Here is a 25,870-nt window from a genome sequence, read left to right on the forward strand (position 1 = left end):
AGGGTCAGGAGATCTCCGCGATCAGATCCCCTTCCTCCAGGACGTCGCCTTCGCTGACGGGCAGCCCGGTGACGACGCCGGACGTCTCGGCCTCGACAGGGATCTCCATCTTCATGGATTCGAGGATCACCAGCGTGTCGCCGGCGGCGACGCTGTCTCCCGTGGAGACGAGCACCTTCCAGACGTTGGCCGCCAGGTCGGACGTGATCTGCCGGCCCATCTCAGCTTCCTTTCCTTGGGGTGGCGCGCATCCGCGCGACCAGCGCGGTGCTGTAGGAGCCGTCGGCGAACTCGGGCTCGTCGAGGAGCTCGGTGAAGAAGGGCAGGTTCTGCTTCGGACCCGCGATCGTGAAGGCGGCCAGCGCCTCCCGTGCCCTGGCGATCGCGTCCTCCCGGGTGCTCGCGTGCACGACCAGCTTGGCCATGAGGGAGTCGTACGCGGGGGTGACCCGATTGCCCTGCCGGTAGGCGGCGTCGACGCGCCCGCCTACGCGCTCCTGGACAGCGTGGAACGCATGCAGGCCCTCATTTGCGACCTGCTCCAGGAAGCGCGGCTGGACGCCGGCGTCACCGGCCGCCACGAGCCGATCGATCTCACCGAACTGGTCGCCGGTGAGCTGGAGCGCCGCCTCACCAAGACCGACCTGCGCCACCGCCTCATGCCCGGCGTCATGGTGGACGGCTCACGGATCGAGCTGTCCCGGCTGCTGAACAACCTGCTGGACAACGCCGAACGGCACGCCACATCCGCCGTCACCGTCACCCTGACGCTGGATGCCGGCGTCGTGTCGCTGGAGGTGAGCGATGACGGTGAGGGGATCGCCCCCGAGCAGCGGGAGGTCATCTTCCAGCGCTTCATCCGCCTTGAAGCCTCCCGCGTCCGCGACCCCGGCGGCACCGGGCTCGGGCTGCCGATCGCCCGGCAGATCGCCCAGGCCCACGGCGGAACCCTGACCGCCCAGGACAGTCCCCGCGGGGGCCGGTTCGTGCTGCGTCTGCCCGAGCGCGGCACGCCTCGGCCGCCATCGGGATGAGCAGATCGTGGTTCCCACCTGGCTGAGTCGCGCTAGGACTCCCCCCTGGTTCGCGCGGTCGGATCGGTCAGGAGCGAGACCTGGCTCGTGCTCGCCAACCCGCCGCCGTGCGCGCGCTCATCGCGGCGCGCCGCCCTGCTCCGGCGGACGTGTTCGCTGCGGCGTGCCGCTTCGGCGCGAAGGGCCGACTGGCCGCGACGGGCCGCCGTGACGACCAGAACCGCCAGCAGCGCGGTGATGGCGGCTGCCACCGCGAATGCGATGCCTGTGGCCGCGTCGGGGTGGATCAGCGACTGGCCGCGCAGCGCCTGCCAGGCGGTGATGGCGAACAGGGAGCCGTAGCCGAAGATGACGACTCCGGCCGACTGGGCGCGGACGCGTTCGCTGCGCAGCCGGCCCACCCGGGTCGCGAGGGCGGCGAGGACCAGCGCCGTGAGCACGAACACCTGGATGGAGTGCAGGCCGATGAAGTGCGGGACGCGCAGGTCGCCGCCGGTGATGCTCCAGTTCGTGATCGGCATGCCGTCGCCGTCCGGTGCCCCGACGCCGTGCCCGCCCACCAGCGGGACCGGGCGGCCGTAGGCGTCCTCGACCGTGCGAGGCCCGGCCGAGGACGTCCACCCGGTGATGAAGGACGCCAGCGCCATGCCGGCGACGGCCAGGCCGAGCCCGGCACGCAGGGACCAGGTGAGCACCGCGTCGCCGACACGCTGGAAGAGCAGCATGACGGCGACGATCAGGCTCGCGCCGAACAGCCCGAACACGCCGCCGGAGAAGATCTGCTGCCCGATCTGGTCGAACGGGTCGGTGCCGACGTTGAAGTGGCTGTAGGTGCCGCGCGCGGCCTGCACCGCGATGAACCCGACGTCGATCACCCCTGCGATGGCGAAGACCGTCCCGAGGGTCCACATCGTGCGCCGTGCCCGGCTCAGCTGCGGTATCAGCCAGGCGAGCGTCGCACCGTACATGACGAACGACACGCCGAACTTCAACGGTTTGGCCCACACCGACTGGTGCATGAGTTCGCGACCGTCGGCGAACAGGCCGATGCCCGCCACGACGACGAGCACGGACATGGCCGCCGTCATGATCACGAGGGGACGGTGCCATGACCGTATGTCGGTGCGCGAGACGGTCAACTTGCGCCCAAGTGCGTACGGTGTATCGAGTGTCATGCGTACATCGTATGAACGCTGGCCGGAGCTCTATGCAAAACTGCCACAGAACAGGCGACAAAGTGTTCTAGTGTACTAGCAAGTGAACTAGAACACTAAGCCTCGAGGTCTACGCGAGTCACAGAGAATCGGAGGGCATTGATGACCCCGGCCCGCCATCGGCATCTCCACGATCTCTGCCGACAGGTTGCCTTACGGCAGCATGCCCACCAGCGCGGCCAACTCGGGGTCGCTCTCGTACCGTCGCCGGTGCAGGTCGGCGATCTTCTCTCCCATCTGCGGGTCGTCATCGTCGGTGATGTCGTACGACTCATACTTCTCGACCAGGGGCATACCGATCCGGTCGGTGCGCGCGTGCGCCGAATGCGTCAGGTACTCCCAGTAGCCGTCGAGGTCCTCGATGACGAACACGCCACCCCAGTCGAAATCGCCTCCGAAGTCGCGGCCGACGACGAACGACTTCACCGCGGAGATGACCCGGCCCTGGTTGCGCATGCTCTCCAGCGCCTCCTCCACCTGCTCCTGCGTCACGCCCGCCTTGGCCTTCATGCGGATGCTGTGGTAAATCATCGTGCTCCTTTTCGTAGGTGCGGAACGTAGAGGTCCAGCGGCCTGGCCTTGACGACGGCGCGCGCCCACCGCGCGTACGGTGCTGAGCACCCGACTATGAACTGGCCTGGTTCCTCGTCGCATCGGCACGAGTTGCCTATTCGACGGCAACGGCGCGTAGGCACACGCCTGTCGGCAAAGGTGCCCCCCGGCCGACCGCAATTCAAGCTGGCTGTTCCGCAATCTCCCGCATCGACTTCATGGTCCACCTGCGCCTACGGTTGCCGCTTGATCGGCATCGCTTGTGGCGAGGCGAAGGCCCGCTGCCGCCGACTTCGCGCATTGCGCCCATTCCTTCTCGTTCCCGCGCAGGTATTGGAGTTCGCGTGTCCACTGCGACCATGTCACGGGCCGTTCGCCGCCGCTGGTGGTGGACCCTGTGGAGTCTTCTCACCGTGCTGGCGATCGGCATCACGGCCTACTTCGTTCCGCCGTATTTGATCGGAAGTACGAACATTCCGAATCTCGACATGAGCATCCCGGGGTACTACACGAGTCTCGTGATCCATGGGGTGCCTGCCGGCCTGGCACTTCTCATCGGGCCGTGGCAGTTCGTGCCGCGGTTGCGGGCCCGTTTCCCCAGGGCGCACCGGATAGCGGGGCGGGTGTACCTGATCTCGGTCTTGGCCGCCGCGCTGGCGGCGCTCTACTCCGCCGCGGTGACGCCGAGCGGCTTCACGCTGCAGGTCGCGTTCTTCGGGCTGGTCGTGGTGTGGTTGTACACGGCCGCCAAGGCGTATCGGGCGATCCGGCGCCGTGAGGTGCAGTTGCACCGGATCTGGATGGTCCGCAACTACGCGTTCACGTTCGCCGCCGTGACCCTGCGGCTCTACCAGCTGGCCCTGCTGCCGCTGATGAACGTCATGCCGTCACTGGAATACAGCTCTGTCTACGAGTCGGCCGCGTGGCTGTCCCTGCTGGGCAATGTGCTGGTCGCGGAGTACTTCATCGTCCAGCGCACGCTGGCACCGCTGGCGCGGCGGCAGCCATCGGAACAACCGGCCGAGGAGGTTCTACTGCCGCAGTGAATCGACTTCGTCGGCGTACAGCAGCGCGGCGTCGATGCCCATGCCGGTGAAGTGGCCGGCGAGTTCGAGGGACAGCACGCCGTGCAGCCGGGTCCAGAACGTCATGGCCTGGCGCAGGACGGCCGCCGGCGCCGCGGGATCAGGCGACCAGTGCCGGTGGCTGTCGAGGTGAGCGGCAAAAGGGGTTTCCGGCGACGGGATGTCCGCCTTGCGGTAGGCGGCGATCAGCACGGACATGATCTCCTGCGACATCGCGACGGTGTCGGCGGGCGCCTGGTACCCGGGCACGGGGGTGCCGTAGATCAGCAGGTACCGGTGGGGATCGCTCAGGGCCCACGCGCGTACGACCTGAGCCAGCGCGGCGATGTCGGCGCCGGAGTCGTACGCCTCGCGAACGGCGTCGGCGAGGCTGCGGTAGGCGTCCCTGATGAGCGCCGTGATCAGATCGTCGCGACTGGCGAAGTACCGGTAGAGGGCCGGGCCGCTCATGCCCAGGTGCTTGGCGATCGCCTTGAGGGACAACGCCGACACGCCCGTGGTGGCGATCTGCTGCCAGGCGTGTTGCTTGATCTCGGCTTGCACCTGCGCCCGGTAGCGCTCGCGCGGGCTCACCACATCGCTGTCCATGGGTCAGCCTCTCCGATTTCCGCGCGACTAACTGGAGTTAGAGGCTATCACTATCGCGATTGACGAAAATGGAGAGGCAGTTATATGGTGTAACAGAAGTGAGTCAGCGTAACGCAATGGTTGCGCGTGCGCTGCTCGTCACCCGTACCGGAGAAGTGGTCTCGCTGATGCAGAGGGAATCGCGCTTCGACATGGGCGGCTACGCCGGCCTGGACCTGGACCGGTTCGTCCGCCGATCGTTGTGCAGCTGGGAACGGCCCGGATGGCGCTCGCTGCTCGTCCAGAAGTTCGAGCACCTCGAGGCCGCCGGTGAGATGGTCATGCCGGCCTCGGCCGACACGCACCTGTGGCTGATCACCGGCGGCGCCGGCAAGCTGCACATCGACACCGGCGAAGGCTGGCGGACCACCTCCATCACGCCGGGCGAGATCGGCATGGCCACACCGGGCGTACCGACTCGCCTGCGGTACGAGACGACGGCGCCGATGCACTCCATCCACGTCCATCTCCCCGCCGAGGTGGTCGGCCGGACGGCTGCCGAGCTCGGTGGCCCGGCACCCCCGGCGCGGGATCCGGCCTCGGGCAGCGGCGAACTGATCGGCGCGGTGCTCAAGTCGCTGGCCGCCGCCACCGCGGCGGGTGCGGACGAGCTCTATGCCGATGCGGCCGCGCGATTTCTGGTGGTGCACCTGGCGATCCGCGACGGCCGGCGAGGCTCGGCGGACCGTACGGGGCGTGAGGACGTTCGCGTGCGGAAGGCCATCGCGTACATGCGCGACCGGTTGAGCGAGCCGGTGCGCCTGGCGGAGCTGGCCGAGGAAGTGCGGTTGAGCCCGTATCACTTCCTGCGGGTGTTCAAGCAGGCGACGGGAGAGACCCCGGGCCGGTACCTCACCCGGCTGCGTATCGCGCACGCGACGCACCTTCTGGAGAAGGGAATGACGGTGAGCCAGGTGGCCCGGCGTTGTGGTTTCAGCAGTCCCGGACACCTGTCGTCGGCGTTCCTGCGGGAGACCGGTGTACGGCCCTCAGCGGTGCCGGCCAAGTAGCACGTGACAACAATCCAACCGAGGAGCTTTCGATGACCGGCACAGCCCTTGAGATCGTCATGCCCGGCAAGGTCGATCCGGACGGGTTGCAGATCCGCACCCGGCCGCTGCCGACACCGGCCGACGGCAACATCCTGCTGCGGATGGAGGCGACCGGCATCTCGTTCGCCGAGCAGCAGATGCGCCGTGGCAGGTATTACGACCAGCCGAGCTTCCCCTTCGTGCCCGGCTACGACGTGGTCGGCACGGCGGTCGCGGCGGGCCCCGGCGTGGACGCCACGATGATCGGCAAGCGGTACGCCGCCGTGACCAAGATCGGCGGCTGGGCCAGCCACGTCCAGGTGGACGCCGCCGACCTGGTGCCCGTGCCGGACGGCCTGGACGCGGCCGAGGTGGAGACCGTCGTCGTCAACGGGATCACTGCCTGGCAGATGCTGCACCGGATGGCCAAGGTCCGCCGCGGCGGGACGATCGTGGTCCTCGGTGCCAACGGCGGCGTCGGCACGACGCTGGTGCAACTGGCCCGCCACGCCGGGATCACGGTGATCGGCACCGCGTCGGCACGTCACCATGAGACGGTGCGGAAGCTGGGTGCGACCCCGGTCGACTACCGCGACCCCGGCATGTACGACCGGATCCGGCAACTCGCCCCGAACGGCGTGGACGCGGTGTTCGACCACGTCGGCGGCACCGGGCTGCGGCAGTCGTGGCAGTTGCTGCGCCGCGGCGGAACCCTGGTGTCGTACGGGACCGCGGCCACCAAGGACGGCGAGGGCAATGCCCGGATTCCGGTCCTCAAGTCGTATTTCCGGCTGATGCTCTGGAACTACCTCCCCAACGGCCGCAACGCCTGCTTCTACGACTTCTGGGCCGGCCGCCGGCACGCGGACGCCTTCCGTACCCGCCTGCGCGACGACCTCACCGAGGTGCTGCGCCTGCTGGCCGACGGCACTCTCGCCCCGCAGATCGCCGCGAGGCTCCCGCTCTCCGACGCCGCGGCGGCGTTGACCCTCGCCGAGTCGCGAACCGTGACCGGCAAGGTCGTCCTCGTGCCCGACGCCGGATAGCGGTTCCCTTCCGGGGAGCAGTCTCACCGGCCGTCGGGTCTGTCCTGGACGGCGAGGTCGGGGTGATCCTTGAGCTGCCTGCGTGAGTTGATGCCGAGCTTGCGGAAGATGTTGCGCAGGTGGGCGTCCACGGTGCGTTTGCTGATGTAGAGCTGGACGGCGACCTCGTTCGAGGTGGCGCCCGAGGCCACGAGGCGGGCGACGGCGACCTCCTGCATGGACAGCTTCCCGTACGTTCGCTCGGACCGGGCCGGGACCTTCTCGCCGGCGGCGCGCAGCTCGTCGGCGGCCCGCCGGGCGAATGCCTCCGCCCCGGCTCCGGACAGCAGCTCGTGGGCGGTGCGCAGGTGCTCGCGGCAGTCACGCCGTCGCCCTTCGCGCCGCAGCCATTCCCCGTACAGGAGGTGCGCCCGGGCCAGGTAGGGGAGCAGCGGGCCCCCGGCGAGCAGGTCGATGGCTTCGCGGTAGTGATCCTCGATGCCGGTCACCAGCCCTCGTGAGTAGGCCGCGACTCCCCGGCCGGTGATGGTTCCGCCGGCCTGTGTGCGCTCGGTGAGGGAGTCCAGCGCCTGCGCTGCGGTGATGCGGTCGTCACAACGGACCGCGGCTTCGATCAGCTCCGGCAGGGCCGCTCCGGTGAGGAACAGGTCACCGTGCTCGGTGGCCTTACGGGCCGCGGCCAGCGCGGCCGGGTAGTCGGCCAGCCCGTTGTGAAGCATGGCTGTGGTCCAGTGCAGGTTCGTGACCTGCCCGGGCCATCCGGTGGTCGGTGCCGCGGTGGCCGCCTCGCACAGCTCGAGAGCCTCGTCGCGGCGGCCGCGCAGCGCGGCGAGATGCAGCCGGTGATGGAGCAGCGGGGGAGCGCCGGTCGCGTCGGCGATCGCCGCCTCCTCCGCGGTGGTGGCGATCGCCTGCCCGATGTCGCCGATCAGGATGGCCTCGACCGCCTTCTGCGCGAGACCGAGCCTGAGCAGCAGCGGCGAGCCCGACGTCCGGCCCGCCTTCACCAGCCATGCGGCGATGGCGGCCAGGGTGTCCGGGTCCCACAGCTCGACGGCGATCATCGTGGCGAGCGCGGGACGGCGCGTCCAGAACCGCTCGCCTCTGTCGTAAAGGGCGTGGCGAAGCAGCGGAACCGCGGCCTCGTACCCGTCGGTGGCCAGCACGATCAAGGCGTCAAGGGCATCCGGCGAGCTCGGAGCCGGCGCCGTGGACCGGGCCGCGGTGAGGACCCGATCGATGACGACACCGCCGCGCCCCACGGACAGGCTCATCTCGACGGCATCGAGGAAACAGTCACGTGCCCGGTCCGGATCCAGACTCGCCAGCCGTTGGGCGGCACGCACCATCAACATCGGTCCGGAGCCGTCGCCGTGCCTGGTGAAGGCGATCCGGCCCTGCAGCAGGTCGACGTCAGCGTGCTGGAACTCGTCCAGCGGGCTGGTCTCGAGGATCGCGAGCAGGCTCGCCGCCTTGCCGGACGCCCCCGCGTCGAAGCTGGCCTGGGCGGCATGCAGAGTTCGTACGATCCGGCGTTCTGGATCCAGCGACAGCGCCACCGAGCGCTCGAGGAAGGCCGCCGCGGCTGCCACGCCCCCGCGTCCCTGAGCACGCGTCGCGCACCGCTCCAGCTCGTCGGCGATGTCGTCGTCGGGGCCGGGGCCGGCTTGGGCGCGGTGCCAGGCCCGGCGGTCCGGCGCCGTGACCGGGTCGGTGACCGCCGCCAGCGCCTCGTGCGCCGCGCGGCGTTCGCCGGCGCCGGCGGCGCGGTAGACCGCCGAACGTGCCAACGGGTGGCAGAAGCGGATACGGGCACCGAACTCGACCAGTCCCGTCGCGTCCGCCTCCGCGCTGGCCGGTGTCACATCGAGGTTCAGCTGACCGGCGGCCGGCCAGAGCAGGTTGGGGTCGCCGGTCGGGTCCGCGCTCGCCACGATCAGCAGCAGCCTGGCCTCGGCGGACAGGCCGGCCAGCCTGGCTCGGAAGCCGTACTCGATCCGGGTCGGCACCGAGGACCCGTCAGGCGGGACGAAGCCACCGGCGCGGGGCAGCTCCAGCAGAGCCAACGGGTTCCCGTGGGCCTCGGCGACGAGCCGGTCCCGGACCTGATCATCGAGGGGGAACGGGCTTCGCGTCGTCAGCAGAACCTTGGCGTCCTCGTCGCTCAGACCGCGGACGGCCAGCTGCGGCAGCTCGCCGAATCCATGCGCCGCGTACGTCGGGCGCACTGCGAAGATCATCGCTGCGGGGTCGGCGGCGACCCGGCGGGCGAGGAAGACCATCGCCCGCGCCGACGCGGTATCGACCCACTGCGCGTCATCGATCAAGCACAACAGGGGCCGCTCCCGGGCCGCCGCTGTCACCAGCCCCAGAGCCGCCAGACCGATCCGGAACGGGTCGGGTGTGCCCTCGGCCAGCCCGAAGGCCACCCGCAAAGCGTCGCGATGCCGGTCCGGCAGCTCGACGAGGTGCTTCAGCATCGGCACACACAGCTGGTGCAGCGCGGAGTACGGCAGTTCCTGCTCGAACTCCGACCCGGCTGTCCGGACCACCCGGAACCCGGACGCCGCATTCCGGGCGTATTCCAGCAGGGCACTCTTGCCGATGCCCGCCTCGCCTTCCAGCACCAGCGCGCCGCCCTGTCCCGTACGAGCAGCGCCGGTCAGTTCGTCGACGCGCTGCTGTAACTCGTGCCTGCCAACGAGCACGTCGGTTGTGAGCGCAGGAGTCCGCATAACGGGAACCGTAGGTGATCGCCGCTTACCGGGCACGGGCTTCCCTCAGGAGTGCGGCCAACGTCTCGCCGCGTGCCGTTCCGTTCGTGCGGCATCCCGCCGATGCCGTCGGCACCGCAGGCTGTGGCGTGTCAAAGGAGCCAGTTGTCCGGCTGCTGCAGCGGCACCGCGGCCGGCAAAGGGTTGGCTGCGTCGGGAGCCAGGGCGTCGAGGATGAGCGAGAGGTAGCGCCGCCAGCCGTCGCTGTGGGGATCCATGGTCCACATCAGCCCCACGAGCATGACCATGATGCGGGGCATGTCGTCGGGCACGAGGTCGGCGCGGATGAGGCCGGCCTCCTGTGCCCGGCGGGCCAGGAGGGTGAGTGACTCGAAGGAGCGGGTTCCGGCTTCGCGGGTGATGGCGCCGGAGTCCCTCGCGGCGGCCACGGTGTTGTGCTCGCGGGCCGCGACGGACAGCGTCGCCTCGAGCACGGTGACCAGGCCACGCTTGGGGTCGTCGTCGCTCATGGCCTGCTCGATGGCGGGAGCGATGTCCTCGGTGAAGCTCTGGTCGAGAGCGTTCCGGGCGAGCACCGCCTTGTCCGGGAATCGGCGGTAAAGGGTGGCGATGCCTACCCCCGCGCGGCGGGCGATCTCTTCGAGGGGTGCGTCAGGCCCTTGTTCGGCCCAGACCTGCCTGGCGGCTCGCAGCAGCTTCTCGCTGTTGCGTATGGCGTCGGCACGCAGCGGCCGTGAGCTGTCGGTGGTCACCAGGCAAGGATAGCAACCGATAGTTGGCTATCGATTGTTGTTGACTTCCTTTGGCGCAATAAGTAATAGTTGGCTATCGATTACCGGCCGCTGGCTGCCGTTGCCTGCTGCGAGGAGCGCGCCGCCGGAGCTCAACCAAGGAGAGTCAGATGAAGGTGGCAGTCGAGGCCGACAAATGTGTGGCCGCCGGGCAGTGCGTGCTGATCGCGCCCGAGGTGTTCGACCAGCGTGACGAGGACGGCATCGTGGTGCTGCTGGACGAGACGCCCGCACCTGAGGTGCACGACGCGGTCCGCGAGTCGGCCGCGGTCTGCCCGGCGGCCGCCATCCATCTGGCCGAGTCGTGAATCGGATAGTGATCGTCGGTGGGTCCGCGGGCGGGCTGGCCACCGCGGAGGGGCTACGCAGGGCCGGGTACGGGGGAGCGATCACGCTCATCGGCCAGGAGCCGCAGCTGCCCTACGACCGCCCGCCCCTGTCGAAGCAGGTCTTGACCGGGGAGTGGGAGCCGGACCGGCTCGCCCTGCGCGGCAAGGCGGAGCTGGACGCGCTGGGCCTGGAACTGCGTCTGGGCGTGCCCGCGACCGGGCTGGACCTGAGCGGCGGGAGTGTGGCGCTGGCCGATGGCGCCGAAGTGCCCTACGACGCTCTGGTCATCGCGACCGGAGTGCGTCCCCGGCAGCTGCCGGGCAGCGAGGTCGTGTCGGGCGTGCACACGCTGCGCACCCTGGACGACGCCGTATCGCTGAAGGCGCGGCTGCTTCCGGGGCGGCGACTGGTGATCGTCGGTGCCGGGTTCGTGGGCGCCGAAGTGGCCGCCGTCGCCGGCGGGCTGGGTGTGAAGGTGACGCTGTTGGAGGCGGGCCCGCTTCCGCTGGCGCAGGCCATCGGCGAGCAGGCCGGCCACGTGCTGGCCCGGACCCACCGCGACCATGGCGTCGAGCTGCGCACGCACGCCGCCGTCGCCGAGATCGTTCGCGCCGGTGGGGCGGTCACGGGGGTACGGCTGGCCGATGGGACGGTCCTGCCGGCGGACGACGTGCTGGTGGCCATCGGCTCGGTGCCGAACACCGCATGGCTGGACGGCAGCGGGCTGCCCCTGGGCGACGGGCTGGTGTGTGACGAGTTCAGCGCCGCCGCCCCCGGCGTGTACGGGGTCGGGGACGTGGCCCGCTGGCACAACCCGCTGTTCGGCACGGCGATGCGCATCGAGCACCGCACCAATGCGGCCGAGCAGGGCCTGGCCGTCGCCCATAACCTGCTCCACCCGCAGGCGCGGCGGCCGTTCGCGCCGGTGTCGTACTTCTGGTCCGACCAGTACGGCATGAAAATCCAGGCCTACGGTCACCTGCGCGACCACGACGAAGCACTCGTCCTGGACGGCGACGTCTCCCAACGCCGTCTCCTGATCGCCTACCGCACCGGCGACCGGCTGGCCGGAGTGCTCGCCGCCGGCCTGTCACCCAGGATCCTGCGCGCCTGGCGCGCCCTCATCGCGGCTCGGACCCCATGGGCCACCGCCATCGCCGGCGCGACAGCCGCGTAACTCGCACCGTGGCATCGCCCACGCCGGCGCGACAGCCGCGTGACTCGCACCGTGGCGTCGCCGACCCCGCCCACGACACCCTTCTGGAGTTTCGCATGACCATCACGACCGACACCCACGACAACTCCGGCCTTCCGGTCTTCCCCGGCATACGCTCCCAGCGCTGCCCCCTGGACCCGCCCGCCGAGTACGCCGGCTGGCGCCAGGCCGACGGCCTGCAGCACGTCCGGATGTGGAACGGCCACACCGCCTGGGTGGTGACGCGGTACGAGGACGTCCGCGCGGTCTTGAGCGACCCGCGGCTCAGCGCCGACGCCCAGCGCTACCCGTCCGTGCTCCCGCACACGCAGGTCCCGGCGTTCCCGCGGATGGACGATCCCGATCATGCCCGGCTGCGCCGCATGCTCACCGCCGACTTCACGGTCAAGCGCGTGGAGGCGATGCGTCCGCAGATCCACGAGATGGCCGAACGATTCATCGACGAAATGATCGGCAAGGGGCAGCCGGCGGACCTGGTTCGCGAGTACGCGCTGCCTCTCCCATCTTTGGTGATCTCGCTCCTGCTCGGAGTGCCGTACGACGACCACGAGTTCTTCCAGCAGCACAGCGCCACCATGAACCACGCCGACGCCTCGCCGCAGGACAAGGCGCAGGCCAGCGGGGCGCTGTTCGGCTACCTGCTCGGCCTGGTGGAGCAGAAGGAACGCGAGCCGGGAGACGACCTCATCAGCCGCCTGCTCACCGAGCGGGTCGCCACGGGCGAGCTCAGCCGCGAAGAAGCCGCGATGAACGGCATGATCCTGCTGTTCGCCGGGCACGAGACCACGGCCAACATGATCGGCCTGGGCACGCTGGCGCTGCTGCAGCATCCGGATCAGGCCGCCCGGATCCGCGACACCGACGACCCCGCCGTGGTGGCGAACGCCGTCGAGGAACTGCTGCGTTATCTGTCCATCGCCCAGGACATGATCGTACGGGTGGCCACCGAGGACCTCACCGTCGGCGGGCAACTCGTCCGGGCCGGTGAAGCGGTGACCGTCAACCTGCCCGCCGCCAACCGGGACACGGCTTTCCTCGACCAGCCCGACACCGTGGATCTCGGCCGCAACACCCGCGGGCATCTGGCCTTCGGCTACGGCATCCACCAGTGCCTGGGACAGAACCTGGCGCGCGTGGAACTGCAGGTCGCGCTGCCCGCACTGCTGCGCAGGCTGCCGGGGCTGCGCCTGGCCGTGCCGTTGGAGGACGTGAAGTTCCGGCATGACATGTCCGCCTACGGCGTCCACGAACTGCCGGTCGCCTGGTGACAACCCCGCTACCGGCAGGAAGTCAGGACCGATGGATGCACTGAACGGCAAGGCCGTCGTCGTGACGGACGCGAGCACAGCCCTGGGACGAGCCATCGCCATCCGAGCTGCGCAAGCAGGAGGTGGAGTCGTGGCGAACAGGCTCGCGCCCGTCGAAGAGGATGGCGGGACACTGGTCTCCGCTGACGAGGATGTCACGACGACGCCGGGGGCGGAACGGCTCATCCAGGCGGCCGTGGATCGCCTGGGCGGCGTGGATCTGCTGGTGAACACGTCCCGCCCCATTCGCGATGTGTCCTTGGCCGGCATGCTGGAGGAGGACTGGGACGCCGTCGTCAACGGCCACCTTCGCGCGCTCTTCACCTGTAGCAGAGCGGCGACCGCGCTCATGTGCGAGAAGAGGGCCGGGAGCATCGTCAACGTGGCCTCCGAGGAGGGCCTCCAGGGGGTCGGCGGGCAGGCGAATTTCGTGGCGGCGCAGGCCGGGATCGCCGGATTCACCCGCGTGGTCTGCCGAGACGTCGGCAGGTACGGGGTCACGGTCAACATGATCGTGACGCCTCGGCACCCGCAACCCGCAGACGAGGAGACGGCCGCGACACTGGCGGTATACCTCGGTGGCGGCAAGGCGGCCGGCATCAACGGCCGGCATTTCCAGGTCAAGGGCCGGACCATCTCCGTCCTGAGCCACCCCGTTCCGGGGGATGCGCTCTTCCACCCGGGGATGTGGCCGTCGCAGGAGTTGTCACAACTGATGCCGACGCTGGCAAGAGCGTGACCGCGGAGCGGCGATCCAGAAGGAGCGAAATCGAATGGGCGACCTGCTCAAGGGAAAAGTAGCCGCGGTGACCGGTGCCGGACGCGGCATCGGACGGTCGGTCGCGATAGGGCTGGCCGGCGAAGGCGCAAGTGTCGTCGTGAATGACCTCGGAGTCGACCCCGAGGGTGCGGGAACGGATGACGGTCCCGCCAGTGAGGTTGTCCAGGAAATCCTGGGGCGGGGCGGGACCGCGGTACCGGACACCGGAAACATCGCCGCGATGGACGGGGGACGGGCCCTCGTGAAGACGGCCGTGGACAACTTCGGCCGCCTCGACATCCTCGTCAACGTCGCGGGCATCTTCCGCCACAACATGATTTTCGACATGCCGGAGAAGGATTGGGATGCCGTCCTCGACGTGCATCTGAAAGGGCATTTCGCCTGCATCCAAGCGGCGCTTCCCTCTATGCGAGAGCAAGGGTTCGGCCGGATCATCAATTTCTCATCCGGGGTGGCGACGCATGGGCGTGCCGCAGCGGCCAACTACGGCGCGGCCAAAGGCGCCATCATCGGTCTCACCCGAGCCCTCGCCCGGGAGATGGCGGAGTACGGCATCACGTCCAACGCCATAGCGCCTGCCGCCGAGACGCGGGTGACCCTCGGCTACGGTCGCCGTGTCAACGAAATGCGCGACAAATCCGGGGTCGAGCAGACCGGCGGCAAAGCCCACTCCTTGCCCGACCCGGAATTCATCGTGCCGGCCATCATCTACCTGTGCACGGACGAAGCGGCCCGGATCAACGGTGAGGTGTTTCACCTGATGGGCGGCCTCGTACAACGCGCCTTCCCGGAACGGCCCTACCGTTCCATCACGAAGGGCGATGCCTGGACATCGGCCGACCTGGAGAAGACGCTTCAGCCCGGCCTGCTCTCCGACATACAGAACCCGGCCCCGGCGTGACCGCGGTTGAACAGCAGGATCCGGTCGGTGCCCTCCTCGCGTACCGAACGTATGAAGCGCTCAGCGTGCGGCTTGCAGTTGGGGCGACGCGGGGGGATCTTGGCCACGGCGATGCGGACAGCCCGATACGGCACGGCCTGGGCGGTACTTACTGACGCGACGCGCCTGCGCGTTCCAACAGCTCGGTGGTCGCCTCCCACAGGCGCCGCTCCCGGTCGCGGTCGTGGGCGACCGGCTGCACCTCGGTCAGCTTGGTCTTCACCACGAACGCGCCCTCGCGCAGGTGCGCCCACCTGTCGTCGAGGGCCATCGCAGCCAGCAGCGGCCCCGAGCGTTGCGGCGTCGACACGCCGGGTACCCGGCCCAAGGCGCGGCTCATCGCCTGAACCGCCTCGGGGGCGCCACGGCCCAGCGCGGTGCCGGGCATCCAGCCCGGTTCGAACACCGACACATTGATCCCGGCGCCGGCGCGACGCTGCAGCTCATGGGCGTAGTACAGGATCGCCAACTTGGCGTTGGAGTAGGCGACGCCGGACGCGGCCATACCCGGGGCCCGCTCACCGGTGGCCGGGCGGGCGAGCTCGACGGGATCGGCCCACTTGGCCTCGGCCACACCCAGCAGCTTGCGCCAGAAATTGGCGTGATAGGTGTTCGAGCCGAGCAGCACGACCCGCGCCGGGGCGGTGAACGAACCAAGCAGGTCGCCGATGAGCTGGGCGTGGGCGAGGTAGTTGACGGCGAACGTCATCTCGTAGCCATCGGGCGAGGCCCGCCGGGTGTCGGCCGACATGGTGCCGGCGTTGGCGACCAGCGCGCGCAGCGGCCGTACGGCGCCGGCGGCGAGCAGGGCGCGCACGGTGGCCGCGGCGGCACGGACGTCGGCCAGGCGCGACAGGTCGCAGCCGATCTCGTGGACGCCGGCGCCGCGGCTGCGGGCCTCATCGGCGACCGCCGTCAGGTCCCGCCCGGCGCGGCCGACCAGCAGCAGGTCGGGTCGCCGCCCGTCCGGGCGGTCGGCCATGGCCAGCACGGCGTGACGGCCCAGGTTGCGGGTCGGGCCGGTGATCAGAACGGTTCCGGGTTCGGTCATGGCCCCAGCCTGCGGGACCGGTCGGGCCGCAGCCATTCGTCCGGTTTTCGTAGGACTGCCAGGGCCAGGACAACCCATGCAGAGATGCGCAGAATGGAGAGCGTGGAAGCGTGGGAGTTCGGCCCGACGGTGCGCCGCTGGCGCGACCGGGTGGCACCCGAGGCCGTCGGTGTGCAGGTGGGCCGCCGACGCCGGGCCAGCGGGTTGCGCCGCGAGGAGTTGGCCGCGCTCGCCGGCATCTCGGCCGACTACCTGACCCGCCTCGAGCAGGGGCGAGCGACCGCGCCGTCGGCGCAGGTCGTGGAGTCGCTGGCCCGAGCGCTGCGCTTGTCCGACACCGAACGCGACCTGCTCTACCGGCTGGCCGGGCACGCCGCGCCCGGCCCGGACATCGTGCCGTCGCGGGTCACCCCGAGCGTGCAACGTCTGCTCGACCGGCTGTCGCACACCCCGGTCGTCGTGTACGACGCCAGCTGGACACTCGTGCTGGCCAACGAGCCCTACGACGCGCTCATGGGCGAGACGGCCACCTGGCGCGGCCTGGAACGCAACGCCGTCTGGCGCAACGTCGCCCGCCTGCCCTCGCGGGTCGTCCACACCCCGCAGGAGCAGGCCGAGCACGAAGCCCGGCTCGTGGCCGACCTGCGCCTGACGGCCTCGCGCTACCCCGCCGACCGTACCCTGCGACGCTTGATCACCGACCTGGCCTCCGGCAGCCCGCGCTTCGCCGAACTCTGGGACGCCGAGACACCACCACCCCTGACCGACGCGTCCAGACAAAAGACCATTAACCACCCGGCGGTCGGCCCGATCACCCTCGACTGCGACACGCTGTTCGTCGCCCTGGACGACCTGCGCATCACCGTCTACACCGCCGAGCCCGGCACCGAGGACGCCGACCGCCTGGCCCTCGCCATCGTCCTGGGCACTCAGTCGCTACAGCTCTGACCACGAATGTTGGGGTGTTGGGTGACACGCCATCGGGTGTGTCGGCTTGCTTTGGTGCAGTGAAGTCACCGGGTGCTCGATATGGAGGCGGGCGTTCGTCTCCATGAAGAACCCGAAGGTGCCGATGTTGCGCAGCCCGATGGCGCGGGCTCCGGTGACGGCGGCCTCCCACAAGGCGTGCCGGACATCATCGGGCAGGCCGGGGGCCGATGACTCCTCGATGATCTTCCGCTGGTGCCCCTGCACGGAGCGGCCCCGCGCAACGGGCGGCGCCGAACGCCTCCGCCGGCCGGGCCGGCTCGTGGACCGGGACGATGCCGCGTCCGCCACCCCCGGCCGGCGCCTTGAGCACGACCGGGTAGCCGATCTTCGCCGCCTGGGCCGCCGCGCCTTCCTCGTCCGCGAGAGGCTCGGGCGAACCGGGCAATACGGGCACAGGGAAGCGGACGATTCAGCTCCGGCGCCGCCCTGCGAACCGGCAGCCCCGCTGAGTGCTTTGCCGGAAAGTACCCGTGGTGTCGGTTTGCCCCAGACGTGATCCAGGCATGACCCACCGCTTGATTCTTCGATCCGAAGGTGGGAGTGGTAGGGCGCCCGGGGCTCGAACCCGGAACCTACGGATTAAAAGTCCGCAGCTCTGCCAATTGAGCTAACGCCCCTCGCAACAGCAAGGGTACAGAGATTACCGCCCAACCCGCGACGCCTACATCACCGGTAAGCGGCCAGACCCGTCAGCGCCTCCCCCAGCACCAGCGTGTGAATCTCTTGGGTGCCCTCGTACGTCAGCACAGACTCCAGGTTGTTCATGTGCCTGATCACAGGGTACTCCAGGGTGATTCCGTTCCCGCCCAGGATTGAGCGGGCCTGGCGGGCGATGTCCAGGGCGGCGCGTACGTTGGCCAGCTTGCCGAAGCTGATCTGCCGGGGCTCCAGTTGGCCGGCGTCCTTGAGCATGCCCAGATGGAGGGCGGTGAGCTGGGCCTGGGCGGCGCCGACGTACATCCAGGCGAGTTTCTCCTGCGTCAGCTGGAACGCCCCGATCGGCTTGTCGAACTGGACCCTGCTCTTGGCGTAGATCACCGCGGCCTCCAGGCAGGCGCGGGCGGCGCCCACGACGCCCCAGACGATGCCGAAGCGGGCCTCGGAGAGGCAGGAGAGGGGGCCGCGGAGGCCGGTGACGCCCGGGAGGGCGGCGGAGGCGGGCAGGCGTACGTCGTCGAAATAGAGGGACGAGGTGACCGAGGCCCTAAGGGACAGTTTCTTGTGGATCTCAGGGGCGGAGAAGCCGGGGGTGGAGGTCGGTACGACGAAGCCGCGGATGCCTTCGTCGGTCTGCGCCCAGACCACGGCGACGTCGGCGATGGAGCCGTTGGTGATCCACATCTTGGAGCCGTTGAGGATCCAGTCGGATCCGTCTTTCTTGGCATAAGTCCGCATGTTGGCGGGGTCGGAGCCATAGTCCGGCTCCGTCAGGCCGAAGCAGCCGATGGCCGAACCGGCCGCCATCCGCGGCAGCCACTCCTCTTTCTGCTCGTCGGAGCCGTACCGCCAGATGGGGAACATGGCCAGCGAGCCCTGCACCGACACGAAGGAGCGCAGCCCCGAGTCCCCGGCCTCGAGCTCGCGGCACGCCACCCCGTACGACACCGCGTCCGTCCCGGCGCAGCCGTACCCCTGCAGATGCATCCCCAGCAGCCCGAGGGCGCCGAGCTCGGGCGCGAGCTCGCGCGCCGGGAAGACCGCCTCCTCGAACCAGTCGCCCACGTGCGGCAGGACGCGGTCGGAGACGAACGACTTGACCGTGTCGCGGATCAGCCGCTGGTCGGCGTCGAGCCGGTCGTCCAGGCGGAGCAGGTCGTCCATCGCGGGTCCCTTCATCACATAGGGGGCTACCAGGGTTCTACCAGGGGGAATCCTGATGTGCTAACACCGGGCCCACGGGCAGTCTTGAGACATGAGCGAATACAACGTCAAGAAGCTGCGTCGGACCCACAAGGGCAGGATCATCGCGGGCGTCTGCTCCGGCATCGGCGAGTTCGTCGGGATCGACGCCAACCTGGTGCGCATCGCGCTTGCGATCGCCACGCTGTTCGGCGGGCTGGGCGTCGGCGTGTACGCGATCGGCTGGCTCCTCATGCCCGAAGAGGACAGCGACACCTCCATCGTGCAGGACCTCATCAACAAGCAGCAGGACCGCAGCAGGACGGACTGGAGCGGCGAGCAGAAGCCCCAGTCGTGATCAGGCTGCGGCGGGCACGCGTTCGCGAGGCTCGGTCCAGAACAGGGCCAGCACGGCCGCGCAGATCAGGCCGGTGAATCCGGCCAGCGCGACCACCGGCTCAGGACCGAGTCTCTCCGCCGCGAACCCGCCCACCAAGATCCCGATCCCCTGTACGGACATCAGCCCCGACTGCACGAGGCCGAACGCCTGGCCGCGACGTTCGGCCGGCACCTGCTGGACGAAGGCGGCATTGGCCGCGAGCTGGTACGCCCCGCCGACCCCCGACAGCACCCATGCGGCGAGCACCACCTCCAGCGGCGGATACAGCGCTGTCACGATCAGGGGCGCGCAGCTCAGCATGGCCAGCCACCCCATGAGCCGCAGCCGCCGCGGCGGCGGCACGAACCTGCTGAAAAGGAACGCCCCCAGCACCGTCCCGGTCGGCATCGCCGCCATCAGCAGCCCGGTGATCACCGGAACCGGCAGTGTCCACGTGGCGAACAGGGTCCCCGTGGACAGCTTGGCCGCGTACGGCACGGCGATGCCCTCAGGCAGGATGTAGAAGCCGCACAACCACGCGAACAGGACGAGCGTCCGCAGCTTCCGCGACCCGAACACGAGCCGGGCTCCCGCCGCGGTCATCGTCCACATGGACGGTTTCGAGCCGTCGTGGGTAGCGGAGGGCCGGCGCCGTACCCCTGACACGAGGATCAGCGCGGAGCCGAGGAACGTCGCCGCGTCCAGAGCGAGCGCCCGGTAGGGGCCCATGGTCGCGATCACCGCTCCGCCCGCCGCGAAACCGAGCATCTGTACGGCCTGATTCGTCATGTTCTGAATCGCCGAGCCGATGACGTACCGGTCGCCTTCGAGCACCTCGGGCAGCAGCGCCGCCCGGGCGGCCGAGAACGGCGCGCTGAGCAGCACCACCAGGAACACCAGCGCGCACAGCGCCCAGAACGGCATGCCCGGCACCGCCATCGCGGCCACCAGCGCGGCCCGGATCAGGTCGCAGGTCAGCATCACGGCCCTACGCGCGAACCGGTCCGCCAGCCCGGCCAGCAACGGCCCGCCCACGATGGACGGGAGGTACGTCAGCGCGTAGACGGCCGCCGTGGCCAGCGGTGACTGCGTGCGGTCATAGACGAGTACGGCGAGTGCCACCTGGGCGAGCTGGTCGCCAAGGAGGGAAAGGCCCTGTCCGTACCAGAGTGCTCTGAACTCCCTGAGTGCGATGACTTCCCGATATGTGGCGTGCCCTTCAGCACGGCGATGCCGTCCCGGCGGACGACCTGCCCGCATGGCCCCCATTGGACTCCGCTGTGCCTGACTTACAGTGTTCGCTACGTCACCTAAGGTGCCCGATCATTATGGCAAGCCGCAACCCAAAGAAGTCAACCAAAAGCAAAGGGTTACCAGCCCAGCTCGTGAAGTCTAGCGTCGTCGATGCCGAAGTGATGGCCGACCTCGTGGATGACCGTGACGCGCACCTCGGCGACGACGTCTTCCTCCGTATCGCAAATCTGGCATATCGGATTGCGGTAGATCTCGATGCGGTCGGGCAGGACCCCTGAGTACCAGTCGCCGCGTTCCGTGAGGGGGACACCGGTGTACAGGCCGAGCAGGTGGGGCTCCGGCGGGTCATCGACGACCGTGACGACGACATTGCTCATGGCGCGCGTGAGGTTCGGGGGGATCGTGTCCAATGCCTCGGCCACGAGTTCCTCGAACTTCTCCCGCGTAACCTCGATCACACTTGCCATTCTGCCCCGTTCCTCGGGTAGGCAAGAAAGCGTATGAAGTTCGTTCACAGGTCAAAGGCAGTCATTCAGTCCAGGGTGGCGAAGGGCGCGGCGGTGCTCCTCGTGGCCGCGGTGGGTGCTTGGCTGGGCATCTTCCTCAGCGGCACCGTACGAGCTCAGATCGGGCCCGTGGAGACCGGCATGTCGCTCCGGCCGGCCTGGAGCGGCGAGACGATCGTGGACGCCAGCCCGCTCGGCACGCTCACGTTCCGCACGCACGACGCGCCGCTGCGGTTGCGCATCACGCTCGAGAACATCGACCAGGAACGCGCCAAAGCCCTCATAGAGGACCCGCGCCTGGCCGACCGCCTGCCGGGGCTCATCGAGGACGACCTCCTCGACGGCGTACGCGCGCTGGTGATCCGCTCGCTGCTCTGTGCGGGCGCCGGGGCGCTGATCGCGGTCCTGATGGTCTTCAGGCGCCCCAGGGTGGCCCTGATGGGCCTTCTGGCCGCCTCCGTGGCGCTGGCGGGCACGGGGGTCCTCGCGGCCCTGACGTTCCGCCCCAGCTCTCTCGTCGAGCCCCGCTACTCGGGCCTCGTCGCCGCCGCGCCGTCGCTCGTGGGCAGCGCCGAGTCGATCGTCTCCCGTTTCGAGTCGTACCGGTCGCAACTCACCAAACTCGTCACGAACGTCTCCAAGCTGTACGACACGGTCTCCACCCTGCCGCTGTACGACGCCAACCCCAAGACCATCCGGGTCCTGCACGTCTCCGACATCCACATCAACCCCATCGCCTGGAACGTCATCCGCTCCCTCAAGGACCAGTTCAGCGTGGACATGGTCATCGACACGGGCGACATTTCCGACCATGGCACCAAGGCCGAGAACAAGTTCGTGGACGAGATCGGCCGCCTCGGGGTCCCGTACGTGTACGTACGCGGCAACCACGACTCGATGACCACCCAGAAAGCGGTCGAGAAGCAGAAGAACTCCATCGTCCTGGACGACACCACCGAGACCGTGGCAGGCCTGAAGATCTACGGCCTGGGCGACCCCCGCTTCACCCCGGACAAATCCGTGGCCGCCGACTCGGACCCGACCGTGCTCGGCGACTACGCCCGCTCCCACCTCGCCAAGGTGAACAAGCCGGACGTGATCGCCGTACACGACCCGGACGTCGGCAAGGGCTTCTCCGGCGCGACCCCCATGATCCTCGCCGGCCACACCCACGCCCGCAAGACGTCCATGCTCCCCTCGGGCACCCGCCTCCTCGTCCAGGGCTCGACCGGCGGCGCCGGCCTGCGCGCCCTCGAACACGCCCAGCCCACGCCCGTCCAGGCCTCTGTCCTGTACTTCGACAGGGAGACGAAGCGCATGCAGGCATGGGACGACATCACGCTGGGCGGGCTGGGGGAGCAGTCGGTGTACATCCAGCGTCACGTGGAGCCCGACCCACAACGTATGATTTCCCCGGAGCCAACGAACGCCCCGTCGCCAACGGGACCGATCTCTGGCACACAAACGCCGTCCGCCGGTAAGCCACTTTGGCATCAGGGGCAATCGTCCCCTATGCTTCAGAGGTCTCCGACGGAAGGCGACAGGGAATCCTGAGCCCCCATCGTCTAGCGGCCTAGGACACCGCCCTTTCAAGGCGGCGGCACGGGTTCGAATCCCGTTGGGGGCACTGCGAGCGGTTAGCGCACCGGAAAACGGCTGGTCGAAGACCACCGAAAAGCTGGTAAGCTAAACGAGCGCAAACGGAAAGAACAGCAAGAAACGCAAGGTCCTGTAGAGCAGTTTGGAGTGCTCGCCACCCTGTCAAGGTGGAGGTCGCGGGTTCAAGTCCCGTCAGGACCGCTCTGGGTCAGGTAGCTCAGTTGGTACGAGCGTCCGCCTGAAAAGCGGAAGGTCGGCAGTTCGACCCTGCCCCTGACCACCATTATTTACCAGCAGGAATGCCCCGCCCGTGATCACATGGACGGGGCATATTTGTGTCCGCGTGTCTATCTGCGTGACTACGGTTCCGGAGCGAGCGGGAAGATCTCGTCCATCACGATGTGCTCGATTGGCACGTCATGAGCTGAGAGCAGCAAGACGAAAGCTGTGCCGCAGTTCCCGGGGAGTCCATTCCGCCGGGTTGATGCCCTCGGCGCTGCGGTGTGGGTGAACTTGATCGGCTTGTTGCCCATCCTTGTCGGTCGTCCCAGGGAAAGTGGGAGGGGATATGCGGTTTCTGGAGCGGGAACGCGCCACTGTGGCGAAGCTGCTGCCGGGGCTGGACGAGAGCCTGCGGGCGGTATCCCTCATGGAGCTGGAGGGCCCGGATAGTCCCGGCATCCAGCTGTTCCGTGACAGCGGCGGCCCCGGGCTGCTGGTGCCGATCGCCCAGCGGGGGCGGGGAGCCACCGCCTTGGACGCTCTGCGGGTGCAGCGCGCGCTGGGCAGCAGGACACCGTCGCTGGCCGTGGCCACCATCTTGCACCACTTCTCGATGGCCACCCTGGTCGGTCTGGCCACCACCGACGATGGCCAGGAGTCGATGCTTGTCGAGGGGGTGGCAGCCGGCAATCAGCTCGTGGCGTTCGGCTTCGCCGAGGAGCGCCCCGGCGCCGGAATCCTGTCCCCCTTGATGACCGCCACGGCGGGGCCCGACGGGCTGTCGGTCAGCGGGAGGACGCGCCCGTGCAGTCTGGCCCGGTCGATGGACGTGCTCGCCGTCAGTGTCATGGTCCCCGCCTGGGGCGACGACGGCGGCGAGGTACCGGCGGTGGCGCTGGTGTCCGCAGAAAGCGAGGGTGTGAGCGTCGGCGGGGCGGGGGCGGACAGCGAGCAGGTCACTCTCGACGACGTCCTGGTGCCGCCGGAGCTGCTGGTGCAGGCCTCGGCCCCCGACGGGCGGCCGGAGGTCATGCTGACCGCGGGCTTCGCCTGGTTCCAACTGCTGATGACGGGCAGCTACCTCGGGGCCGCCGGCGCACTGGTCGAGCGGGTGCTGCTCGACAACCGGGTGCCCGAGTCCGAGCGGGTCCAGCTGCTGGTGGAGGCCGAGGGCGTGATGTCGGCCGCGGAGGGCGTCGCCCGCCGGATCGACGACGGAGACCCGGACGAGTCGACGCTCGCCGACTCGCTGTACGTCCGGTACTGCGTGCAGGACACCCTCTCCCGGGTGGTTCCGCGCGCGGTCGAACTGCTCGGCGACCTCGACTCCATGGCCTCCGATGAGGTCGGCCACCTCGCCACCTACGCCAACGGGTTGGACCTGCATCCGCCGGCACGGGACCGGATGACCGGTCCGCTGGCGGCGTACCTGGCCGATGGACCTCTCACCATCGCCTGATCCCGGGCGTCCTCGCCCCGGACCACGACCCCACGAACTGACCGGTTGCGGAGCCTGGGCCGGTCAGTTCGTGGGGGTCGTGGATGACGCGATGGATGGTGGAGCGGCCGATGCTGTAGTCGGTGGCGAGGTCTGTGAGGGAGACCTCGCCCTCGGTGTAGCGGCAGCGGATGGAGCACCGGGCGGGTTCGGGCGGTTTGGATTGCTTGCCTTTGAGCTTGCCGACGCGGGGAGAAGGCTCGGTTGCAGGCGGTGCGTCGGGCGCGGCGGGAGCGCGAACCGCAGTGCGGCGCGGCAGGCCCCGCCGCAGGACCGCTCGAATACGGCTGAAAGGGGCCGCGTTCACCGGAAACTGCAAGTCAGGCGACCGGGCCGGACGCCGAAGTTTCTATTCTGGATGACCGTGCCCGGCATGGGTCGGACTGCCTTCGAGTCAAATAGCCGTCGCCGTCGTTGTAAAACTGCTCGAACTGCTCAAACAGCTTCTCGGTGCGCTCTTCTGCCAGCGTCACGATTGTCACCCGTCCTTTTCTTCTGAAGGGTCGCTGTAGTACTCAAACTAAATATCGCGCGGTTACTGCTGCCGGCACCCCTCTGACGACCTCGCCGGACTCGCACGATCTCCGCCCGTGACCGCGCTGATGCGAGCGCTCTGGCTTGCGTCTACGCGTGGCCAGAATCGCGCGCGAGCGCTTCCAAACGCGCGTCGCGCGCCGGGGATGGGGTCGCAAAGCTCCTCGGAGCGCTTAGAAGTGCTCTCAGATGCCCGTTTCTCAACGTGAACCGGCCGGTTCGGAGCGCCTATGCCAAGCGCACGCCCACGAGTAGGGGTGCCAGTAAGAATCAAGGCACACGGCCCAAAGCGACAGTGCGTGACCGGGAGCTCCGGGACGGCTTGACATAAAGCACTTAGCGGGCAACGCGACATGGGAAAACGCGCCCCGCAGCGTTGTCACGGCCGCCACCGCCGGACTCATCCCCCGGCTGTCCTGACCGAAACTCGTGTCTGCGCGGGGCTCAGGTCATCTGCTGTGACCTGGGGGCCTGCAAGACTGCTGTCAGGCCACCGGTCGTGATCACAACTGGTGAGCACGGCCGGGTGGCGTCGGGGAGTCACAGATCTCCTCCGCGGGCCTGTGCACGACGTGAATGCTTACATCGGATTCACTCGGTCGGGAAAGGCGGATCATGCCGTTCGCTCATGCCGGTTGACACCGTCCGACCATCAAGTAAGACTCCCACTATGCAAATAACTCAAGTTTGGGAAGAACAGTGGACGACAGGCTGGACAACGCTCACTCCGTCCGAGCTATACGGCGAGTATTATCTCCTGTCGTACAAGAGCGGGTCGGGAAACGCGGATCTCAGTAAGTTCCACAAGGACGGCTCATACGGCGGGGTATGGCAGCAGGGGTGGACGGCGGGGTGGACGACGCTCACTCCGTTCGAGCTATACGGCGAGCCGTACCTCCTGTCGTACAAGAACGGGTCGGGAAACGCGGACCTCAGCAAGTTCCACAAGGACGGCTCATACAGCGGGGTATGGCAGCAGGGGTGGACGACGGGGTGGACGACAGTCGTCCCCTTCAAGGCGTACGGCGAGTATTACCTCCTGTCGTACAAGAGCGGGTCGGGAAACGCGGATCTCAGCAAGTTCCACAAGGACGGCTCATACAGCGGGGTATGGCAGCAGGGGTGGACGGCGGGGTGGACGACACTCGCTCCGTTCGAGCTATACGGCGAGCCGTACCTTCTGTCGTACAAGAGCGGGCCGGGAAACGCGGATCTCAGCAAGTTCCACAAGGACGGCTCATACAGCGGGGTATGGCAGCAGGGGTGGACGACGGGGTGGACGACAGTCGTCCCCTTCAAGGCGTACGGC

Annotated in this window: 28 protein-coding genes and 4 tRNA genes; 17 read left to right on the forward strand and 15 right to left on the reverse strand. The window is 68.7% G+C overall.

Translation table 11 applies throughout. The features are described 5' to 3' along the window. Window positions 1-4 precede the first annotated feature (4 nt). On the reverse strand, window positions 5-220 hold the full coding sequence (locus tag AB0J87_RS58565) for a biotin/lipoyl-binding carrier protein (protein ID WP_363983847.1): 216 nt from the start codon (window positions 218-220) through the stop codon (window positions 5-7). Window position 221: 1 nt separating this feature from the next. Further along, window positions 222-521, reverse strand: a complete 300-nt coding sequence (locus AB0J87_RS58570; RefSeq protein ID WP_363984025.1) for a hypothetical protein — start codon at window positions 519-521, stop codon at window positions 222-224. On the opposite strand from AB0J87_RS58570, the gene AB0J87_RS58575 reads away from it, so the two are divergent. Then, entirely contained in the window at window positions 405-1,034 is a 630-nt protein-coding gene (locus AB0J87_RS58575; protein ID WP_363983849.1) for an ATP-binding protein, read from the forward strand. The genes AB0J87_RS58570 and AB0J87_RS58575 overlap by 117 nt on opposite strands. Before the next feature lie 32 nt (window positions 1,035-1,066). Here AB0J87_RS58575 and AB0J87_RS58580 read toward each other — a convergent pair whose 3' ends face one another. Further along, entirely contained in the window at window positions 1,067-2,128 is a 1,062-nt protein-coding gene (locus AB0J87_RS58580; protein WP_363983851.1) for a hypothetical protein, read from the reverse strand. 273 nt (window positions 2,129-2,401) lie between these two features. Continuing rightward, the gene (locus AB0J87_RS58585) at window positions 2,402-2,779 is read right to left on the reverse strand and encodes a Dabb family protein (protein ID WP_363983853.1); all 378 of its coding nucleotides are present in this window, start codon (window positions 2,777-2,779) and stop codon (window positions 2,402-2,404) included. Window positions 2,780-3,213: 434 nt separating this feature from the next. On the opposite strand from AB0J87_RS58585, the gene AB0J87_RS58590 reads away from it, so the two are divergent. Then, a complete protein-coding gene (locus AB0J87_RS58590; RefSeq protein ID WP_363983855.1) occupies window positions 3,214-3,846 on the forward strand; it encodes a DUF2306 domain-containing protein in 633 nt (210 codons plus the stop codon). Here AB0J87_RS58590 and AB0J87_RS58595 read toward each other — a convergent pair. Next, a complete protein-coding gene (locus tag AB0J87_RS58595; RefSeq protein ID WP_363983857.1) occupies window positions 3,832-4,473 on the reverse strand; it encodes a TetR/AcrR family transcriptional regulator in 642 nt (213 codons plus the stop codon). The genes AB0J87_RS58590 and AB0J87_RS58595 overlap by 15 nt on opposite strands. A 116-nt stretch (window positions 4,474-4,589) precedes the next feature. On the opposite strand from AB0J87_RS58595, the gene AB0J87_RS58600 reads away from it, so the two are divergent. Continuing rightward, window positions 4,590-5,522 carry a helix-turn-helix domain-containing protein gene (locus AB0J87_RS58600; RefSeq protein ID WP_363983859.1) on the forward strand — a complete coding sequence of 311 codons (933 nt, stop codon included), beginning with the start codon at window positions 4,590-4,592 and terminating at the stop codon, window positions 5,520-5,522. A 32-nt stretch (window positions 5,523-5,554) separates the two neighbouring features. Beyond that, the gene (locus AB0J87_RS58605; protein ID WP_363983861.1) at window positions 5,555-6,589 is read left to right on the forward strand and encodes a medium chain dehydrogenase/reductase family protein; all 1,035 of its coding nucleotides are present in this window, start codon (window positions 5,555-5,557) and stop codon (window positions 6,587-6,589) included. A gap of 23 nt (window positions 6,590-6,612) precedes the next feature. On the opposite strand, the gene AB0J87_RS58610 is transcribed toward AB0J87_RS58605, so the two are convergent. Both AB0J87_RS58610 and AB0J87_RS58615 read right to left on the reverse strand, forming a co-directional pair. Beyond that, the gene (locus tag AB0J87_RS58610) at window positions 6,613-9,324 is read right to left on the reverse strand and encodes a LuxR family transcriptional regulator (RefSeq protein WP_363983863.1); all 2,712 of its coding nucleotides are present in this window, start codon (window positions 9,322-9,324) and stop codon (window positions 6,613-6,615) included. Window positions 9,325-9,455: 131 nt separating this feature from the next. Next, entirely contained in the window at window positions 9,456-10,076 is a 621-nt protein-coding gene (locus AB0J87_RS58615) for a helix-turn-helix domain-containing protein (RefSeq protein ID WP_363983865.1), read from the reverse strand. 149 nt (window positions 10,077-10,225) lie between these two features. Between AB0J87_RS58615 and AB0J87_RS58620 the strand changes: the two genes are divergently transcribed. The 5 genes from AB0J87_RS58620 to AB0J87_RS58640 all read left to right on the forward strand — a co-directional run bounded on the left by AB0J87_RS58620 (window position 10,226) and on the right by AB0J87_RS58640 (window position 14,650). Continuing rightward, window positions 10,226-10,423, forward strand: a complete 198-nt coding sequence (locus AB0J87_RS58620) for a ferredoxin (protein WP_363983867.1) — start codon at window positions 10,226-10,228, stop codon at window positions 10,421-10,423. Then, window positions 10,420-11,622 (forward strand): FAD-dependent oxidoreductase, encoded by a 1,203-nt coding sequence (locus tag AB0J87_RS58625; protein WP_363983869.1) that lies wholly within the window; start codon window positions 10,420-10,422, stop codon window positions 11,620-11,622. Before AB0J87_RS58620 ends, AB0J87_RS58625 begins: the two co-directional genes overlap by 4 nt. Window positions 11,623-11,717: 95 nt before the next feature. Next, window positions 11,718-12,929, forward strand: a complete 1,212-nt coding sequence (locus AB0J87_RS58630) for a cytochrome P450 (RefSeq protein WP_363983871.1) — start codon at window positions 11,718-11,720, stop codon at window positions 12,927-12,929. 31 nt (window positions 12,930-12,960) lie between these two features. Further along, the gene (locus tag AB0J87_RS58635; protein ID WP_363983873.1) at window positions 12,961-13,707 is read left to right on the forward strand and encodes an SDR family NAD(P)-dependent oxidoreductase; all 747 of its coding nucleotides are present in this window, start codon (window positions 12,961-12,963) and stop codon (window positions 13,705-13,707) included. A 34-nt stretch (window positions 13,708-13,741) separates the two neighbouring features. Further along, window positions 13,742-14,650, forward strand: a complete 909-nt coding sequence (locus AB0J87_RS58640) for an SDR family NAD(P)-dependent oxidoreductase (RefSeq protein WP_363983875.1) — start codon at window positions 13,742-13,744, stop codon at window positions 14,648-14,650. 148 nt (window positions 14,651-14,798) lie between these two features. On the opposite strand, the gene AB0J87_RS58645 is transcribed toward AB0J87_RS58640, so the two are convergent. Beyond that, window positions 14,799-15,740, reverse strand: coding sequence for an SDR family NAD(P)-dependent oxidoreductase (locus AB0J87_RS58645; RefSeq protein ID WP_363983877.1), 942 nt, complete (start codon window positions 15,738-15,740; stop codon window positions 14,799-14,801). 93 nt (window positions 15,741-15,833) lie between these two features. On the opposite strand from AB0J87_RS58645, the gene AB0J87_RS58650 reads away from it, so the two are divergent. Beyond that, window positions 15,834-16,688, forward strand: a complete 855-nt coding sequence (locus tag AB0J87_RS58650; protein WP_363983879.1) for a helix-turn-helix transcriptional regulator — start codon at window positions 15,834-15,836, stop codon at window positions 16,686-16,688. On the opposite strand, the gene AB0J87_RS58655 is transcribed toward AB0J87_RS58650, so the two are convergent. The 4 genes from AB0J87_RS58655 to AB0J87_RS58670 form a co-directional block, all read right to left on the reverse strand. Next, window positions 16,677-16,934, reverse strand: coding sequence for a hypothetical protein (locus AB0J87_RS58655; protein WP_363983881.1), 258 nt, complete (start codon window positions 16,932-16,934; stop codon window positions 16,677-16,679). The two genes, AB0J87_RS58650 and AB0J87_RS58655, sit on opposite strands and share 12 nt — an antisense overlap. After that, on the reverse strand, window positions 16,876-17,124 hold the full coding sequence (locus tag AB0J87_RS58660; RefSeq protein WP_363983883.1) for a hypothetical protein: 249 nt from the start codon (window positions 17,122-17,124) through the stop codon (window positions 16,876-16,878). Before AB0J87_RS58660 ends, AB0J87_RS58655 begins: the two co-directional genes overlap by 59 nt. 147 nt (window positions 17,125-17,271) lie before the next feature. Continuing rightward, a tRNA-Lys gene (locus AB0J87_RS58665) sits at window positions 17,272-17,347 on the reverse strand. Window positions 17,348-17,396: 49 nt separating this feature from the next. Continuing rightward, window positions 17,397-18,551, reverse strand: a complete 1,155-nt coding sequence (locus tag AB0J87_RS58670) for an acyl-CoA dehydrogenase family protein (RefSeq protein WP_350737561.1) — start codon at window positions 18,549-18,551, stop codon at window positions 17,397-17,399. A 91-nt stretch (window positions 18,552-18,642) separates the two neighbouring features. Between AB0J87_RS58670 and AB0J87_RS58675 the strand changes: the two genes are divergently transcribed. After that, the gene (locus tag AB0J87_RS58675) at window positions 18,643-18,927 is read left to right on the forward strand and encodes a PspC domain-containing protein (protein ID WP_363983886.1); all 285 of its coding nucleotides are present in this window, start codon (window positions 18,643-18,645) and stop codon (window positions 18,925-18,927) included. Here the strand turns inward: AB0J87_RS58675 and AB0J87_RS58680 are convergent, their stop codons facing one another. Both AB0J87_RS58680 and AB0J87_RS58685 read right to left on the reverse strand, forming a co-directional pair. Further along, window positions 18,928-20,217 carry an MFS transporter gene (locus tag AB0J87_RS58680; protein WP_355207557.1) on the reverse strand — a complete coding sequence of 430 codons (1,290 nt, stop codon included), beginning with the start codon at window positions 20,215-20,217 and terminating at the stop codon, window positions 18,928-18,930. 101 nt (window positions 20,218-20,318) lie between these two features. Next, window positions 20,319-20,660 carry a metallopeptidase family protein gene (locus AB0J87_RS58685; RefSeq protein WP_363983888.1) on the reverse strand — a complete coding sequence of 114 codons (342 nt, stop codon included), beginning with the start codon at window positions 20,658-20,660 and terminating at the stop codon, window positions 20,319-20,321. A gap of 84 nt (window positions 20,661-20,744) precedes the next feature. Here AB0J87_RS58685 and AB0J87_RS58690 point away from each other — a divergent pair, with 84 nt between their 5' ends. The 5 genes from AB0J87_RS58690 to AB0J87_RS58710 all read left to right on the forward strand — a co-directional run bounded on the left by AB0J87_RS58690 (window position 20,745) and on the right by AB0J87_RS58710 (window position 23,988). Continuing rightward, entirely contained in the window at window positions 20,745-22,262 is a 1,518-nt protein-coding gene (locus AB0J87_RS58690) for a metallophosphoesterase (protein ID WP_363983890.1), read from the forward strand. Continuing rightward, window positions 22,263-22,335: transfer RNA gene (locus tag AB0J87_RS58695), tRNA-Glu, on the forward strand. A 98-nt stretch (window positions 22,336-22,433) separates the two neighbouring features. Further along, window positions 22,434-22,508: transfer RNA gene (locus AB0J87_RS58700), tRNA-Asp, on the forward strand. A gap of 5 nt (window positions 22,509-22,513) precedes the next feature. After that, window positions 22,514-22,590 (forward strand) — tRNA-Phe (locus tag AB0J87_RS58705). Window positions 22,591-22,875: 285 nt separating this feature from the next. Next, on the forward strand, window positions 22,876-23,988 hold the full coding sequence (locus AB0J87_RS58710; RefSeq protein ID WP_363983892.1) for a hypothetical protein: 1,113 nt from the start codon (window positions 22,876-22,878) through the stop codon (window positions 23,986-23,988). Between the two features lie 359 nt (window positions 23,989-24,347). Here AB0J87_RS58710 and AB0J87_RS58715 read toward each other — a convergent pair whose 3' ends face one another. Continuing rightward, the gene (locus tag AB0J87_RS58715) at window positions 24,348-24,509 is read right to left on the reverse strand and encodes a hypothetical protein (RefSeq protein WP_363983894.1); all 162 of its coding nucleotides are present in this window, start codon (window positions 24,507-24,509) and stop codon (window positions 24,348-24,350) included. Window positions 24,510-25,189: 680 nt separating this feature from the next. On the opposite strand from AB0J87_RS58715, the gene AB0J87_RS58720 reads away from it, so the two are divergent. Then, the coding region (locus AB0J87_RS58720; protein ID WP_363983896.1) for a hypothetical protein at window positions 25,190-25,870 on the forward strand (681 nt) is incomplete at its 3' end.

The sequence above is a fragment of the Nonomuraea sp. NPDC049625 genome (genome assembly GCF_040675285.1).
GTDB classification, from domain to species: domain Bacteria; phylum Actinomycetota; class Actinomycetes; order Streptosporangiales; family Streptosporangiaceae; genus Nonomuraea; species Nonomuraea angiospora_A.

Bases quoted from the DNA above. Each gene is read 5' to 3' on its own strand.
- AB0J87_RS58605 (WP_363983861.1), top strand. From the start codon at position 5,555: ATGACCGGCACAGCCCTTGAGATCGTCATGCCCGGCAAGGTCGATCCG.
- AB0J87_RS58675 (WP_363983886.1), top strand. From the start codon at position 18,643: ATGAGCGAATACAACGTCAAGAAGCTGCGTCGGACCCACAAGGGCAGG.
- AB0J87_RS58645 (WP_363983877.1), bottom strand. From the start codon at position 15,740: ATGACCGAACCCGGAACCGTTCTGATCACCGGCCCGACCCGCAACCTG.
- AB0J87_RS58620 (WP_363983867.1), top strand. From the start codon at position 10,226: ATGAAGGTGGCAGTCGAGGCCGACAAATGTGTGGCCGCCGGGCAGTGC.
- AB0J87_RS58635 (WP_363983873.1), top strand. From the start codon at position 12,961: ATGGATGCACTGAACGGCAAGGCCGTCGTCGTGACGGACGCGAGCACA.
- AB0J87_RS58600 (WP_363983859.1), top strand. From the start codon at position 4,590: ATGGTTGCGCGTGCGCTGCTCGTCACCCGTACCGGAGAAGTGGTCTCG.
- AB0J87_RS58610 (WP_363983863.1), bottom strand. From the start codon at position 9,324: ATGCGGACTCCTGCGCTCACAACCGACGTGCTCGTTGGCAGGCACGAG.
- AB0J87_RS58710 (WP_363983892.1), top strand. From the start codon at position 22,876: ATGCGGTTTCTGGAGCGGGAACGCGCCACTGTGGCGAAGCTGCTGCCG.
- AB0J87_RS58680 (WP_355207557.1), bottom strand. From the start codon at position 20,217: ATGGGGGCCATGCGGGCAGGTCGTCCGCCGGGACGGCATCGCCGTGCT.
- AB0J87_RS58650 (WP_363983879.1), top strand. From the start codon at position 15,834: ATGGAGAGCGTGGAAGCGTGGGAGTTCGGCCCGACGGTGCGCCGCTGG.
- AB0J87_RS58585 (WP_363983853.1), bottom strand. From the start codon at position 2,779: ATGATTTACCACAGCATCCGCATGAAGGCCAAGGCGGGCGTGACGCAG.
- AB0J87_RS58670 (WP_350737561.1), bottom strand. From the start codon at position 18,551: ATGGACGACCTGCTCCGCCTGGACGACCGGCTCGACGCCGACCAGCGG.
- AB0J87_RS58640 (WP_363983875.1), top strand. From the start codon at position 13,742: ATGGGCGACCTGCTCAAGGGAAAAGTAGCCGCGGTGACCGGTGCCGGA.
- AB0J87_RS58630 (WP_363983871.1), top strand. From the start codon at position 11,718: ATGACCATCACGACCGACACCCACGACAACTCCGGCCTTCCGGTCTTC.
- AB0J87_RS58595 (WP_363983857.1), bottom strand. From the start codon at position 4,473: ATGGACAGCGATGTGGTGAGCCCGCGCGAGCGCTACCGGGCGCAGGTG.
- AB0J87_RS58565 (WP_363983847.1), bottom strand. From the start codon at position 220: ATGGGCCGGCAGATCACGTCCGACCTGGCGGCCAACGTCTGGAAGGTG.